The sequence below is a fragment of the Paenibacillus massiliensis subsp. panacisoli DSM 21345 genome (assembly GCF_000426545.1).
Classification (GTDB): Bacteria; Bacillota; Bacilli; order Paenibacillales; family Paenibacillaceae; genus Paenibacillus; species Paenibacillus panacisoli.
On the sequence record NZ_AUFO01000001.1, the window covers coordinates 371,667 to 387,810 of the forward strand.

12 protein-coding genes are annotated in these 16,144 nt (G+C 51.1%); 11 read left to right on the plus strand and 1 reads right to left on the minus strand.

What is annotated here, in order from left to right:
- The 6 genes from K331_RS28695 to K331_RS0101620 all read left to right on the plus strand — a co-directional run bounded on the left by K331_RS28695 (position 1) and on the right by K331_RS0101620 (position 5,484).
- On the plus strand, positions 1-1,959 hold the full coding sequence (locus K331_RS28695) for a helicase-associated domain-containing protein (protein WP_051289534.1): 1,959 nt from the start codon (positions 1-3) through the stop codon (positions 1,957-1,959).
- 97 nt (positions 1,960-2,056) lie between these two features.
- Positions 2,057-2,497, plus strand: a complete 441-nt coding sequence (locus K331_RS0101600; protein WP_028588920.1) for a YlbF family regulator — start codon at positions 2,057-2,059, stop codon at positions 2,495-2,497.
- Between the two features lie 54 nt (positions 2,498-2,551).
- Positions 2,552-2,812 (plus strand): YlbG family protein, encoded by a 261-nt coding sequence (locus K331_RS0101605; RefSeq protein ID WP_018887536.1) that lies wholly within the window; start codon positions 2,552-2,554, stop codon positions 2,810-2,812.
- 220 nt (positions 2,813-3,032) lie between these two features.
- A complete protein-coding gene (locus K331_RS0101610; RefSeq protein ID WP_028588921.1) occupies positions 3,033-3,470 on the plus strand; it encodes a hypothetical protein in 438 nt (145 codons plus the stop codon).
- Between the two features lie 183 nt (positions 3,471-3,653).
- A complete protein-coding gene (locus K331_RS28700) occupies positions 3,654-4,598 on the plus strand; it encodes a selenium metabolism-associated LysR family transcriptional regulator (RefSeq protein WP_036633887.1) in 945 nt (314 codons plus the stop codon).
- Positions 4,588-5,484 (plus strand): PHP domain-containing protein, encoded by an 897-nt coding sequence (locus K331_RS0101620; protein ID WP_084165300.1) that lies wholly within the window; start codon positions 4,588-4,590, stop codon positions 5,482-5,484. The genes K331_RS28700 and K331_RS0101620 overlap by 11 nt, the downstream gene beginning before the upstream one ends.
- A 112-nt stretch (positions 5,485-5,596) precedes the next feature.
- On the opposite strand, the gene K331_RS0101625 is transcribed toward K331_RS0101620, so the two are convergent.
- Positions 5,597-7,441, minus strand: coding sequence for an Rqc2 family fibronectin-binding protein (locus tag K331_RS0101625; protein WP_028588923.1), 1,845 nt, complete (start codon positions 7,439-7,441; stop codon positions 5,597-5,599).
- Positions 7,442-7,992: 551 nt separating this feature from the next.
- Here K331_RS0101625 and K331_RS0101630 point away from each other — a divergent pair.
- From K331_RS0101630 to K331_RS0101650, 5 genes are all read left to right on the plus strand, one after another.
- A complete protein-coding gene (locus tag K331_RS0101630) occupies positions 7,993-10,791 on the plus strand; it encodes a calcium-translocating P-type ATPase, SERCA-type (RefSeq protein ID WP_028588924.1) in 2,799 nt (932 codons plus the stop codon).
- Between the two features lie 258 nt (positions 10,792-11,049).
- Positions 11,050-11,880, plus strand: a complete 831-nt coding sequence (gene dapF / locus K331_RS0101635; protein ID WP_028588925.1) for a diaminopimelate epimerase — start codon at positions 11,050-11,052, stop codon at positions 11,878-11,880.
- Positions 11,881-12,055: 175 nt separating this feature from the next.
- The gene (locus K331_RS0101640) at positions 12,056-13,084 is read left to right on the plus strand and encodes a hypothetical protein (RefSeq protein ID WP_028588926.1); all 1,029 of its coding nucleotides are present in this window, start codon (positions 12,056-12,058) and stop codon (positions 13,082-13,084) included.
- Positions 13,085-13,268: 184 nt separating this feature from the next.
- Complete coding sequence (locus K331_RS0101645; protein WP_028588927.1) at positions 13,269-15,167, plus strand: bifunctional homocysteine S-methyltransferase/methylenetetrahydrofolate reductase; 1,899 nt, start codon at positions 13,269-13,271, stop codon at positions 15,165-15,167.
- 35 nt (positions 15,168-15,202) lie between these two features.
- Positions 15,203-16,093, plus strand: coding sequence for a YicC/YloC family endoribonuclease (locus K331_RS0101650; protein ID WP_028588928.1), 891 nt, complete (start codon positions 15,203-15,205; stop codon positions 16,091-16,093).
- The last annotated feature ends 51 nt before the right edge of the window (positions 16,094-16,144 follow it).

The following is a 16,144-nucleotide window of genomic DNA, read 5'->3' on the forward strand; positions in this document are numbered from 1 at the left end:
ATGCGTCAGAATGACCCTGCAGCCCAGCCAGCAGCAGAAGTTGCCTGTACGGAACGGGAGAAGGCTGTACTCATGGCATGCTTCCGTGCATTTGCAGGGCAGCCTATGAATGAACAGGACCCGCTACTCTGCATGAAAGGACGTCTAAGCGGAGCCGAGGCTAGAGCGGCAATTGCAGGATTGCGGCGCAAGGGATGGCTCAAGGCGGTGGTTAAGACGTGGGGGGAGCGACTGCTCTATATTCCTGCCGAACGACTTGAAATGCTCTATGCTGCGATGCTTCAGCGGGAGGAGTCTACTATCCAACGGACAGCTCAGCCAGAAATGGTCATTGCGGAAGCGACGGAGGCTGTTATCTATCGCCTGCTTCACGTGCTAGCTCGCATGACACCTGCTGGCGTGCCTTTAACTGCCAAGGGGACGGTCCATAAGCGTGTGCTCGGCAAGCTGGCAGAGATGTCTCCATTTAAGCCAGATGGTCTGCAAGGATTGGGGCTTCAATACGCGCATCAGGAGCTATATCCTGTACATACTGCCGTACTTCTGGATGTGTTACTCAGCCTGGGGTTGCTGGACAAGAAGACGGGTGCATATGAGTTGGATGAGCGTAGGCTGGCAAGCTGGCTTCGATTGACTACGGGAGAGGCAGAGAAGCAGCTCATGATTGTCGTGATGGAGCGTTATGGTGCAGCTGACGCTGTCATGCAGCATATGCGACAGCTTTTACAGACGGATAGCTTCACAGATGGTCAGTGGTATGCTTGGTCTCCTTTGGAGAAATGGATGAGCAGGGTAGGCCTTCACCAGGATGGAGTAGAATTGCTCACAGACAAGGCAAAGCAATGGATGCTGGCTCTAGCTGATTTTGGCTTCATGGATGTGGGGTTAACAGCTGATGGCGATTTGGCGTTTCGCTGGCGCCATACAATCGGTCACAGGTATGAAGAAGTCTCATCCGCGAAAACAGATCAGGGGAGCTTCTTTATTCAACCAGATTTTGAGGTGCTGGTGCCACCAGAGGTTGGACTGCATACTCGTTGGCGGTTGGAATGCTGTGCTGAGCCAATTAGCTATGGTGCGATGTGCGTATATCGACTGAGTAGGGACCGAATAGCGGAAGCCATTGAAGGCGGCATGACCTCTTCTGGTCTGATGTCATTCCTGAGGGATTACAGTGCAACAGACCTTCCACAAAACGTGGAGATAGCTATAGAGCAATGGACAGCTGCTGTAGCGCGAACTTCACTAGAGATCGTCACTCTCCTGCGCTGTCAATCGCTAGACGATGCAGAACGAGCTGCCGCTGATCCAGAGCTAAGCAAGGTCATGCAAAGGCTTGGGGAGCTGGACTTTATTGTGCCCGCAGGAGAGCAGGAGCGAGTGCGCAGTAGACTGGCTAGTATCGGGTTGGCTCCTCGTCGTGCTTTACAGGGAGAAGATACTTCTGCACAGCTGATCCCGCTGCTCACAGAGCTTGAGGATGATGACTATGGAGTGGTGATTCATGAAGTGGGAGCGGACGAAATGCAAGCTCCGGCCTTCTCTCCAGGATCGCGTTCGGGGCTAGTGTATACTGGGCGGACGCTTCATTACTACGAGGCGGATACCATGCTTCCAGAGTTAGAAAGAGACTATACGGGCTTGGATGCTGTCCCCGTATCCTGGTATAAGGAGTGGCGGAGCTATCATGCTTCCACAGCTAGAGCTCTGCTGGAGCAGGCAATCCGCTGGGGTTGCGCAGTTGGCTTGGAGACTACTATGGGAAGGCAGGAGTGGCTGCCAGAAGCGATTACAGGGGGGAGCGATTGGAAAGTAACAGGGATGTTTCGTACGGCTGAGTTATCTGAACCATTGTACTACTCAGACTTATCCGGTCCAGCTATGACCGCATTGCCTTCTACTCCCGCTGTGCTGTCTCCTGCAGATTGGAAAGAAATGAAGCTGCTCTTGCCTCTCTGACTCGTGAAAAGCTCTTCTGCATATTAGACGGATGTGATATGATGAAGGAGTCTACAGCCTGCTGTAGAAATAAGGCATAGAAGCGAGATGAATATTCATGGACGTAGTTGAACTGGATTCGGTGAACCTGACCGACGTGCTGATATACGCCTATGAATTAGGCGATATGATCAATGAATCCACCGAAGTGGCGGATTATCTATACTGGAAGCAACGTGTGGAGATGAACCCGGACATTGCTGAATGGGTGCGCAAGCTGGAGCAGAAGAAGGAGCTCTTTCAGGAGACAGAGCGCTTTGGCCATTTCCATCCGAATTATCATGCTGCCAGAGAAGAAGTACAGGAGGTTGAGGAGCAGCTCAACCGGTTCGAAGAGGTTGCGCGCTTTAAGGAGGCCGAGAAGGCACTAGACAAGCTCCTGCATGAAATGTCGGAGATGATTGCTTATTCAGTATCAGATACGATTAAGGTTCCCGGCAATGACCCCCTTCCTAAGGGAGGCGGCTGCGGCAGTGGTGGTAAATGCTCATGTGGTTAAGATCCTGCGCTACGGCGCAGGATTCACCCCTGACATAAGGAGAGGAGGACAAGCATGTTTGCCGAAAGGACAGGCTATATTATCTGGGTGAGCGATGTCAAGGCAGCCCGAAATCTTGAGAAATACGGAAGTGTGCACTACATATCCAAGCGTCTTCACTATGTAGTGATGTATATGAATGCCGATCGAGCTGAGGACACGCTCAAAAACATTCGGAGGCTGTCCTATGTACGCAAGGTCGAACGCTCCTTCCGCAATGAGATCAAGACCGAGTACAGCAAGTCTACGGATGAGACCAGCTTTTACGGAATGTAATGGTAGCATCTTTCAGAAACAGCCTTCGGGCTGTTTTTTTATTTGGGTAATTTACTGCATAAGCACGAAGCTTAAACCACCTTTTGCCGTCGAAATAAGGCGATCAGTCCCGTTTTTTTATGCAAATTGAGAATTTTTGGCTTGTGAAACCGGGACTTATGATGTAATATATTGGTTAGACATTTAGATAGAAAGACCTATCTAGTGGGGGGGATAACCCATTCGTGACAAATTAATGCAACGTTGGAGTACATATGAGCCATTTTTCATCGCGGTAAGTGACAAGAAAGTAGCAGATATTGTGATTACGAACCATGCCAAGATGCGCTACTCAGATCGCTTAGTCAGTGGCGAGCATGATGTGGATTATATTGCCCGTTGGTTATGGGAGTGTCTGAAGCAAGGCAGAATGACTGCCTATTACCGCAATGAGCAGGATGTATTTCTAATTGATAAGGATATTGTCGTAGTTGTGGAATTTGCTGAGTTGCCAGGAGAAGTAGATATCGCAGGTAACCCGCTCCACAAGATGATTATTGTGACCTTTTTGGGACGGATGTCGGAGACGATCGAGCTGAGGGATTTGAAGTCCTATTATTCCTGGCTGCGTCATTCCCGGCGTATGACCCTGATCAAGAACAATCGTAAGCGCAGATAGTAAGAGCCGAAGAACAGCATTCTGCATGTCTACTTAGCAGCACACAGTGGACTTGCGTGATGCATGTTCTTTTTTTAGCTTAAATAAGCAATTAAGACTTTGCGTGCAGTATGAAAAGGATTGTTTTTTGTGATAGGGTCTCTTTTTCAGGTACAATAGAACACACAGGAAGGAGCGGTAGCTTTGAATTTTCATCAGCTTCAGATTTTCTATACTGTAGCTCAGCGAGGAAGCTTCTCGGCTGCAGCTCAGGCGTTGCATATGACCCAGCCAGCCGTCACTATGCAGATCCAGTCCTTAGAGGAGCATTTCGGAGCCAAGCTGCTGGAGCGCTCCAGCAAGAGGATTGAGCTAACCGAGGCCGGGAGAACGCTGCTGCCCTACGCCAGAAAAAGCATTGACCTCTTGCGGGAGGCCGACGAGTCCATGTCGAACTTCACAAGCATGCTGGAGGGACGTTTGCTGCTTGGAGCTAGTCTGACCATTGGCGAATATGTACTTCCTCGTCTGCTTGGATCCTTCGGACAGGAGTTCCCGCATATTCGCATTGTAATGAAGGTTATGAACACAACACAGATCATGGATGATATCCTGAAAAACCAGCTGAACTTTGGATTGATTGAAGCTCCGGTCCAGCATGCGGATATCGCTGTAGAGCCGATAATGAAGGATGAGTTGAAGCTGATTGTACCATCCCGACATCCGTTAGCTGAGCTGGAGGTTGTCCGCCTGGAGGAGGTGCTCGCGTATCCGTTCGTATTGCGTGAGCAGGGCTCAGGAACGAGACAGGTGATGGAAGAGGAGTTGGCGCGGCATCAGATTGAACCCACCAGACTGGACATTATCATGGAGCTTGGCAGTACGGGTGCGGTCAAATCGGCTGTTGAGGCGGGGCTGGGGGTCACTTTCTTGTCTCCTTCCTCCGTAAAGCATGAAGTGGCACTTGGGCTGCTCAAGGTTATTGAAATCTCAAATATCTCCTTCCAGCGCCAATTCTACGTGATTCATCACAAATCTATGCTGCTCCCGATTCCAGCAGTGACGTTCCTGTCTTATTTGCGACGTCAATCCGGAATTCAGCATGAGCAGCATCAGCCGACAGGAGGTGTAATTACCGATGGTAGCTAATATTGGGGATACTGGACATGAGATGCATTCCAGTGGACGCTATGATCTGCATACACACACCCGTGCTTCTGACGGAATGAACACACCAGCGGAGCAGATCAGAAGAGCGAAGGTTAAAGGACTACAGGGTGTAGCAATCACGGATCATGATACCGTATCGGGTATCAAGGAGGCACTTGAGGCGGGAACGGAGCACGGGGTGACGGTCATCCCGGGCGTTGAGATCAGTACGCGAGCGAAAGGAAAAGACATCCACGTGCTTGGTTATTTTGTAAATTACCTGGACCCATTGCTGCTTCAGCGCTTGCAAGAGCTGCGGGAGACTCGGGGGCAGCGGAATCTACGGATCTTGGAGAAGCTACGCGAGCTTGGTGTGGAGCTCACGATGGACGAAGTCATTGCACAGCTCGGCAGGCCGCTGGAGCCGGATGAAAGCATCGGACGGCCACATATTGCAGATGCACTTGTTCACAAGGGATACGCAAGCGATATGCGCGATGCGTTTGATCGCTATTTGGCCGAGGGAGCTGCGGCCTCTGTGTCAGTACCACGTGTAAGCCCGGGACAAGCTTGTGACTGGATTCGGGCTGCTGGTGGCGTGCCGGTGTTGGCACACCCGGGGCTCTATGCGGATGATGCATTGGTAGAGGCAATACTGGAAGAACACAGGCCTGTTGGTATCGAAGTGTATCATGCGGATCATGACACGGCTGCCGAGGAGCGATATGCCAGAATGGCAGAGCAGTACGGCTTGATCCCGACAGCTGGCTCGGACTACCATGGGGAGCGTCAGGGTGTTGTATTCCATGGGGATCTGGGCAGTAGAACCGTGGCTACAGATATTATTGAACAATTGCGCCAGCACAAGCGGTCTGGGTCTGAATAGCGTTAGTTCAGTTATCGCGAAAGTAGACAAGCACGATGAAACACATAAAAGGGAACTCCTGGAGTCATTGCTCAGGAGTTCCCTTTTATCATTAGGTAGCCTCAGTTCAGAATTACATTTGCTTCAAACGAACCGGTAATTGCTTGATTGTCTGCTCATCGGGTGTGATGAACAGGGTGCGCTGATTATCGTAGATGACAAAGCCGGGCTTGGCACCGCTAGGCTTCTTGACATGACGAATGAGTGTATAGTCCACGGGAACGCTGCTGGATTGCTTGGCTTGACTGTAGTAGGCGGCGAGCTGTGCAGCTTCCTCCAGAGTAGCCTCTCCATACTGCTCCGCCCGGATGACGACATGGGACCCCGGAATATCCTTCGTATGCAGCCAGGTGTCGTTTGGACCTGCAAGCCTATTCGTGACATATTCATTTTGCAGATTGTTCTTGCCGACATACAGGTCAATGCCTTCTGAAGAGGTAAACAGATGCAGCGTCGGGCGATCTGTTTTTTTCTTCTTCTTGCCTTTCTTGGCGCGGTCCCTCAGATAGCCCTGCTGAATCAGCTCCTCACGGATTTCGTCGATATCACTCATGGAGGCATGAGCCAGCTGCTGCAAGAGGTTATCCATATATCGAATTTCCTCATGTGTCTTCGCAAGCTGCTCGTGAATGACAGCAAGGCTGTTTTTGTACTTGTTATATTTCTTGAAATAACGCTGCGCGTTGTCAGAAGGCGTCAGCAGCGGGTCCAGATCGATGGTCAGCTCAGTCTGCTCCTCATCGTAATAGTTAATCAATGTGACCTTCTTGTCTCCCTTGCTAATCTGATGCAAGGAGGCGAATAGCAGCTCACCATATATGCGATATTGATCGGCATCCTCAGCCTCTTCGAGATCCTTGTTCAGATGGTCTAGCTTCTTGATGTTTTTGTTCCGCTCATTCTGCAGGAATCTCAGCAGATCACTAACCTTCTGCTTGACAGAATCCCGCTCCGCCTTCTCACCATAGAAATCCTCCATGCAGGCGCTGATGGACTCGAATGGATGCTCCTCTGTCAGCGTAAGTCTTATAGCGGAGAAGACCATTTTGTCCGAACCCTGTAGCAATCCCGAGACAGGGGTGAAGTGACGCTCACGTACTTGCTCCATCATATCGCTAAAGGCCTGCCATAGCTGCTCTGGCGCAATAGATGAGGATGTGTTCGTACCCCCAGAGGTGCTGCGATCCTCACCCGACGTGTGCGCGGTAGAAGACTCGTTTGCAGGCGTGGTAACAGCTGAAGCAGCGGTTGATTGTTGGCCCGGCAAGTCTGAGGCTCGAAGGACGATCTCGGAAGCGACAAGTGGGCTAATTCCTGTAAAAGCATTCACAATCCACCGGGCAGCCTCTTCCTCCTGCTGCTCCCGGCGTGCTTGCAGAAATCCTGCTTCACCGATAGCTAACGGGTCCAATTTATGCTGCTGTGGGGGCTCTACATAGGCAAAGCCTGGCATGATAACACGATAGCTGCTGATGGCTGGAGTAACATGGTGAATCCCGTCCAGAATGGTGCCTGTGGCTGGGTCCACTAACACAATGTTGCTGTGTCGGCCCATAAGTTCAATGATTAGCCTTTTGGAGGACATGTCCCCAAGCTCATCTCGTTGCCGGATATCTATGTGTATAATACGCTCCATGCCAATTTGGCGAATCTGCTCGATGAAGCCACCCTCACAATGCTTGCGAAGCAGCATGCAGAACATGGGTGCCTCGGGCGGATTGGTAAATGTGCGGTCAGTCAGATGCACACGTGGATAAGTCGGATTAGCCGAGAGAAGCAAACGATCATTGCCCCGATTCACCCGCAGATTCAACACAATATCCCGTTCATTGGGCTGGTATATCTTATGAATACGTGCTCCTATGTAGCTCTGTAGCTCGGCAACCAGTGCACGTGTAACGATTCCATCTAATGCCATTGTCTATTCTCCTGTCTTCAATCATGAGATCTCACACTATCATACACTAGCATTTTGCATAATTCGATTAGTACCGCTATATAGAGCAATATATAGACGAATATAAGCAATTCGATCTATACATTGAGGTTTGGATATCGATTGACGGATTTATGCAAAATGCTCACATAAGATTCTATCATATATAGGCGATTTGCATAAACCAGTGGACATGATCCAGAAATGTATCTCGACATCATCAAGGCAGCCTTGTGATATTTTGGGTCCTGTCCGAATAGATTAGTTTTAGGAGTCTGTCCGACCCTTCGAAGCCTAGTTGGAGTGTGTACCGAGCTAGCTTGCGCCTAGGGCTTGTCTACTTATGGGATTGCTGGGGGCTCGCTGGCTGGAGTCAGACCAACGGCGCCATAGGTAAGGAGTAGCTTCAACGGTTAGAGAAGGAGCAGTGCTGGTGCTGATCAGCAGGTGGTCAGATGGGGAAGCGACTGGTACATCAGGCTCCGGCAGAGGGCCGGGGCCCGGATTATTAGACCGGGAGGGAACAGGAGACGATGAATCATACGGGGTGGCATCAGTTAGATGTCGGGGAGTTACAAGAGCAGCTTCAAGTGGATCTGAAGAGTGGAATACAGCATGAAGAAGCAGCGCTCAGAAGGAAGGAAGTGGGCTGGAACGAACTCAGCGAGGGCAAGAAAATCTCGCCGATTACTCTGCTGCTGAATCAGTTCAAGGATTTTATGGTATTGGTGCTGATGGGGGCCACCATTATCTCGGGCCTGCTGGGTGAATATCTGGATGCAATTACGATTATCGCTATTATTGTGCTAAATGGACTACTCGGCTTCGTACAGGAGTTCAGAGCAGAGCGATCCTTGAGAGCATTGAAGCAGCTGTCCGCCCCATCTGCGAAGGTGCTGCGGGAGGGACAGGTGCATCATGTTCCTGCCAGGGAGCTGGTGCCGGGTGATATTATCCTTTTGGAAAGTGGTGACCGAGTTCCTGCTGACGTGCGTCTGCTGGAGACGAACAGCTTTGATGTAGAGGAGTCTGCATTGACCGGGGAATCGGTGCCTGCAAGCAAGAGCAGTCAGCTAATTGCTGCAGAGGAGGTTCCACTTGGGGACCTGAAGAACATAAGCTTCATGGGAACGATGGTGACGCGAGGTACAGCCAAAGGGGTCGTAATTCGTACGGGCATGTCTACGGAGATGGGGAAGATCGCTGATCTAATCCAAAATACGGAGGCACAGGAGACACCACTTCAGCACAGGCTGGAGCAGCTCGGTAAAATCCTTATTGGTGTCGCTCTCGCTCTTACCGTAGTCGTGGTAGTAGCCGGGATTCTGCATGGACAGCCTGCCATTGGCATGTTCCTGGCCGGAGTGAGTCTGGCAGTAGCAGCGATTCCGGAGGGACTTCCGGCGATCGTCACCATTGCCCTTGCACTGGGAGTCCAGCGCATGATCAAGCGCAAGGCGATTGTGCGCAAGCTTCCTTCAGTAGAGACACTAGGATGCGCCTCGATCATCTGTTCAGATAAAACAGGCACGCTTACTCAAAATAAAATGACGGTGACCAAGCTATGGCTTGGCGGGAACCCGCTTACGGTAAGCGGTGAAGGCTACGATCCTGCCGGTCAAATTATGCGCGAGGACAGACCTGTGCACCTGCAGCGTGAGCCTGCCCTACAGTTCCTGCTGAAAGGAGCAGCCTTATGTAACAATGCCGAGATTGTTCAGGTGCCTTTGGATTCCCCACGTGGTAAGAAAAAGGACAAGGAGCAGGATTCGCTAGTCTGGGATCTGAAGGGAGACCCTACAGAGGGAGCGCTCATTACGGTTGCTGCCAAAGGGGGCATCACCCGTTCCTCGCTTGAGGAATCCTTCAGCCGGGAGCAGGAATTCCCCTTCGATTCTGAGCGCAAGCGGATGTCTGTACTGGTTCGCGATGAGGGGGGGAGCCGTTCCTTGTATTGTAAGGGAGCTCCTGATGTGCTGCTGGAGCGCTGCTCCTATATTTTATGGAATGGACAGAAGACTCCTCTTACGGGGACCTTGCGCTCCAAGGTGATGAAGGCAAATGAAGAGATGGCATCGCAGGCACTGCGTGTCCTTGGCATTGCTTATCGGGATGTAAGATTGCAGGAGCAGCTTGCGGATGCGGAGGAAGCGGAGACACAGCTCATCTTCGTGGGTCTGACAGGTATGATTGATCCTCCGCGCCGTGAGGCTAGAGATGCTATAGCGAAGTGTAAGCGTGCAGGCATTCGTACGGTCATGATCACTGGAGATCACGGGACGACGGCACATGCCATTGCGCAGCAGCTTGGTATTATGGGACGTTCTTCGCAGGTGCTGACAGGGCACCAGCTGAGCGGCATGAGTGATGATGAGTTGGATAAGGCCGTGGATCAGGTGTCTGTCTATGCAAGGGTATCTCCTGAGCACAAGCTCAGAATTGTCAAGTCGCTGCAGCGCAATAATCATATTGTCGCCATGACCGGTGATGGTGTGAATGACGCACCAGCCATCAAGGCTGCTGATATCGGAATTGCGATGGGTGTGACCGGAACGGATGTGACAAAAGAGGCGGCATCACTGGTGCTGTCGGACGATAATTTCTCCACCATCGTTGCAGCCATTGAGGAAGGGCGCAATATATATGAGAATATCCGCAAATTCATTCGTTACTTGCTTGCTTCCAATGTAGGAGAGATTCTGACGATGTTTTTCGCGGTGATGGCGGGACTGCCGTTGCCGTTGCTACCCATCCAGATTCTGTGGGTCAATCTCGTGACGGATGGCTTGCCTGCAATGGCGTTGGGCGTGGATCAGCCGGAGAAGGATTTGATGGAGCACAAGCCGAGAGGGGCCAAGGAGAATATCTTTGCACGCCGACTGGGGTGGAAAATTATCAGTCGCGGGTTGCTCATCGGCTTGTGTACGCTCGGTGCATTCTGGGTAACTCTTCGAATTGCTCCCGAGAACCCGGCACAGCTTGCTCTTGCCCAGTCCGTGGCATTTGCTACACTAGTACTCGCACAGTTGATTCATGTCTTTGACTGCCGAAGCTCCCGCTCGATCTTTCATCGGAATCCGTTCCAAAATAAATATCTCGTGCTGGCTGTCCTGTCATCCATCGTGCTGATGCTCATTGTAATGTACACCGAGTCATTGCAGCCGATCTTCAAAACGGTTCCGCTTGGCTTGAGAGAATGGGCACTGTGTATCGTAGCTGCAGGGATTCCTACCTTCCTTATGGGCATAGGAAGTGTCTGGGGTGGACGACGCAATCAAAGAATGCGTAGTGCCGGCGGTTATGCGGGACGCGATCTGCGAACTCCGATCTAAGCTAGCCGTTATAATATCGCATCATATATGGGATACGCCATGGGCCGACAGCTCATGGCGTATTGGTCTAGAGTCCAGTGGTATAGGACATGATGTAAAATAAGTGAATAGCAAATAGTAGACACCAAAAAGCAGAAAGCAGCAGACAGTTCCCCACACCTTACTATCGTGTTATGATAGCGATATATATACGATGGGGATTTGTTCTTCCATCCGTACTTAAAGTCGGACAGCACCGTTGTGAAGGAGTGGAAGAAAGTGAATTTTACAAAAATGCATGGCTTAGGAAATGATTTTATAGTGATCTATGGAGAGCAGGAGCTTCCTGAGCACGCAGCAGAGCTGGCTCAACATTTGTGCCATCGCCATTTTGGGATCGGAGCGGATGGTATTGTATATATACTGCCCTCCGAGCAAGCGGACTTCAGGATGCGTATCATTAATTCCGATGGGTCAGAGGCGGAGCAATGCGGCAATGCCATACGCTGTGTGGCGAAGTACGTGTACGATCAAGGCCATACCGAGAAGCAAGAGCTTACGGTAGAGACGCGCGGAGCAGGAGTCCAGCATGTCAAGCTTACTGTTGTGGACGGGCAGGTGGATCAGGTTCGTGTAGACATGGGGGCTCCTGTCTTCCACGGATTAAGCATCCCGATGACCCTGGATATGGAGCAGATCAAAAATGAGCCCGTCGAGGTAGAGGGGCATACCTTTCATATTACAGGGGTATCCATGGGGAACCCGCATGCGGTGATTTTTGTGGAGGATGCTCCAGACTTTGATCTGCATCGCTGGGGGCCGCTGCTGGAGTCCCATGAGCTGTTCCCGAATCGGACCAATGTGGAATTCGTCACCGTACGAGATCGTTCTCATCTGGATATGCGGGTATGGGAGCGTGGTGCAGGGCCCACACTGGCTTGCGGTACAGGAGCGTGTGCGACATTGGTAGCTGCCGTAATGAATGGTTATGCTGATCGGGAAGCACTGGTCAGTCTGGCTGGTGGCGATCTGCATATTGAATGGAGTACGGACAACGATCGTGTATATATGACGGGCCCAGCTGCCATTGTATATCATGGGAATATATAACAGATAATAGCAGTATAAAGGCAAAAGGAGGCTGAATCGGCCTTCTTTTCTTGTAGTCTTCGAAGAATTCCGGGCAACATTTTGTTCAGTTGTTTCGTACATAGATTTAGTGGGTGAAAAAATTAAGTAGATTCAAGGGTATATCCTTGGGTCATTCAGCAAGGGAGGTCATGAGATGGGCAAACGGACATGGGTTACAGCATCCCTGGCTGCAATTATGCTGCTGGCGGCGGTGCCTGGTCAGGTAACTGAAAGCGTTGTGCAGGCATCCGAGGTTGGTGATAGCGGAACGGAGAAAAAGCTGGGTTCCTTGACGACTACGGTCACGAATAGCCTGAAGAAAGCTGTGGCAGAGCTGACGGACGAGCCTTTTACCTTTGATAGTGTCTCGGATATGGGATCAACGTGGCTGGTTGAAGGGCAACTGAATAATGAAACAGCTATGCTTCAGGTTGAATATAGCAAGATCAAGAATCGGGTAGAGTCCACGATTATCAGATATAAGATCTCGACAATGGATAAGGTGCTGGATGCCTCGCTAAGACAAAAGGTGAAGAGCAGCGCCCATGACTTCAACCCTGCAGAGCCTTTGGAGTTCGAAGCCTTTTGGCGTGTGAAGTCACCTTATCAGGACAACAATCCGAAGGATTACTGGGTATTTTGGGGCTCAGGAGAGCGAGCCTCGTCGCTGTATGTAGATGTAGCTAGTGACAACAGAATTACAATGACGGCTGACTATCCTGTGAGCAAGGTGGCCAAGACGCTGTTAGATCGTGGAAAGCAGGCCGTTCAGGAGCTGAGCGGAAGCAAGGTGAACTTTCAGTATGCCACCAGATTCAGAGATGAGGGCGGCGGTAGCTCCTACTGGGTATTGAAGGATGCCAACGAGATTAACAGTGTCAGAATTGGCTCCAAGACAGGTAGACTTTATGAGGCAGCTACGTTTCAGGTGGATTGGCAGAATGCCTCAGAGTTTGACAAGGTTTTTGCTGAAGCGAAATACACTCCGGCTAAGGCTATAACGAAAGCTTCACCAGCTGCGAAGAAGCTCTTCAATATGGATCTCTCGGGCTACAGTGTGAGTGTCAAGGCCAATGAGTATACATTTACACGCAAAGGACAAGCAACTCTCGTTGGTAAGATCAATAAGAAAGGCGTATTCTACGAGCTGGCTCTAAGCCCGGTGAATGGCAAGCTACAATAAATGAGTCACATACTCAGGCAGTCGATGAATTAGGCAATATTATAGGGGACAACACAGTCAAGAGGACAGGGATATTTCGGACAATACCGAAGCGATCTCGGTCCTTTTTCACTTCGATGTCTTATGTTTGCTGTCGGTTTGTGATACATTAGTATGAAACAACGTGACAGGGTGGAGTGAAGGCATGAGAGGGGATTTGAGAACAGCTTGGAACCGCGGTGTGCTAGTTGGGGATGGGGCTATGGGAACCTACTTGTACCAGCTTGGTGTGCCGGTAGGCAGCTCCTGTGAGGAATTGAACATCAGCTCGCCAGAGGTTATAGCGGATGTTCATCGCCGCTATGTAGCAGCAGGTGCTCAGGTTCTGGAGAGCAACACCTTTTCAGCGAATCAATATAAGCTTGCCAGATATGGTCTGGAGAGCAGCGTAGTTGAGATTAACCGCGCAGGAATCCGATTGGCCCGCGAAGCGGCGGGACAGGAGAATTATGTGCTGGGCGCTGTAGGCTCAATTCGCGGCGCGAAGCGCCCCGATATCACGAATCAGGAGCTACAGTATAACTATGAGCAGCAGATCGAGGCCATGCTCGCCGAGGGTGTGGATGGACTGCTCATGGAGACATTCTACGAGCTTGAGGAAATGAGAATTGCACTTGCGAGCGCTCGTAAATATACCAATCTGCCAGTTGTGTGCCAATTCGGTGTAGATCAGATCGGCCGTACTACGGATGGCTACAGTATTCGTCAGGCTTTTTCCATCCTGAAGCAGGAGGGGGCTGATGTACTCGGCTTCAACTGTCATTCCGGACCCAAAGGTATCATGAGCGTTCTGGAGACGCTGGATGGACCACTGGAAATTCCTATGTCGGTCTATCCAAATGCAGGGTTGGCAGATTATGTGGACGGACAATATATCTACGGTGCTACACCTGAATATATGGCAGAATGTGCAATAACATTTGCAGAGCAGGGTGCACGCATGATCGGAGGCTGCTGCGGAACGACACCTGATCATATTCACGCGGTGGCAGGCGCCCTTAAGAGCTACACGGCTCCGCTGCTAGCAACAGAGCCGAAGCTGCTGACTATTACGGTGGATGAGCTCGCTCAGGTTGAGCCGGAATCGAACAAGGCTACAGATTCCGAGCAGGTCGTTCCCCCAGGGGGGCCTTCGCTTGTTGAGTTGGTGAAGGAACGCCATACCGTAATCGTAGAGCTTGATCCACCGAGAGATCTGGATATTCGCAAATTCATGCTGGGAGCCAAGGCGCTGAAGGCAGTTGGAGTGGATGCTCTGACGATGGCAGATAACTCACTAGCTGTGACTCGAATGAGCAATATGGCGCTTGGTCAGCTTGTTCAGACGGAAGTAGGGGTACGCCCCCTGATCCACATCGCCTGTCGGGATCGTAACCTGATTGGTACGCAATCGCATATGATGGGCTTCGATGCCTTAGGCATTGACCATGTGCTTGCCGTTACGGGTGACCCTGCGCGCTTCGGGGACCTTCCGGGTTCAAGCTCCGTATATGACATGACTTCCTTTGAGATCATTCGTATGATCAAGCAGCTGAATGACGGCGTAGCCTTCTCGGGTAATCCTCTTAAGCAAAAGGCCAAGTTTGTGGTCGGAGCAGCCTTTAATCCGAACGTAAAGCATTTGAACAAGGCTGTACAGCGTCTTGAGAAGAAAATAACTGCAGGTGCGGATTACATTATGACACAGCCTGTCTATGACAGAGAGCTGATCGTCCAGATCAAAGAGGAGACGAAGCATCTGGAGGTGCCGATCTTCCTTGGCATTATGCCGCTCGCTAGCGGAAGGAATGCTGAATACTTGCACAATGAGGTGCCTGGCATTCAATTGTCCGAGGAGGTCCGCCAGCGTATGTCGGGACTGGAGGGCAGCGAGGGGAGGGCGATGGGAGTTCAGATCGCCAAGGAGCTGCTGGACACCGCCCTGGAGCACTTTAACGGCATTTACTTCATGACGCCATTTATGTTCTATGAAATGACTGCTGAGCTGACTGACTATGTATGGCAAAAAACAGGTGCCCGTCCGGCCCCCTTGTCTCGTCCATAATAATCAATTACAATAGAATAATGGATGTGATGCCGATGTCATTAAGTATGACCGGATACGGTCAAGCCGTCCTCAATTATGGAGGCTACAAGGTACGCTTCGAGGTCAAATCCGTCAATCATCGCTATTGCGAGGTGTCGTTGCGGATTCCGAAGGAATGGACCCGGTTTGAAGACGGCTTGAGAAAAGAGGTTCAACAGCACGTCAAGCGCGGAAGAATCGATGTATTCATTCAGCGCGAGCGGGAGGAGGAACAGACACGACCTGTTCGACTGAACCACGTGGCTGTTGAGGCCTATCTTCAGGCTTCCAGAGAGCTGGCCAGCCGATACGGCATGGAAGGGCAGCTCGGTATCAGCGATCTGTTGGCTCTGCCGGATATATTCACTTCTGCTGAAGGTCAGGAGGCAGAGCAGGATGATGCAGCCTGGAGCCAACTTCTGCTCGAGGGTCTCAGAGAGGCTTGTCTCGGGCTGGTGGCGATGCGACGCAGGGAAGGCGAGTATCTGGTACGTGACCTACAGTCCCGTATTGCTCGTCTGGAGGGACTGCATGCCGAGATTGCCGAGCTGTCGCCGACGGTGGTGACGGACTATAGGATCAAGCTGCGGCAGAGGCTTGCAGAGCTGCAGGATAGTTCCTTTTCGCTGGATGAGCACAGACTAGGCATGGAGATTGCGTTATTTGCCGATCGCTGTAACATTGATGAAGAGCTGACCCGGCTGCAAAGCCATTTTGGTCAATGCAAGGGACTTCTGTCATCGGACGAGCCCGCTGGCCGTAAATTGGATTTCTTAATTCAAGAAATGAACAGGGAAGTGAACACCATCGGGTCCAAGGCGAATCATCTGGAATTGGTCACCCGGGTTGTGGAATTAAAGGCGGAGCTTGAGAAGATTCGTGAACAAGCTGCGAATATTGAGTAGCTTCCTGCAGGCTTGTCGGCTACAGTCACTTGTATAGGGGGAAAATCCGGA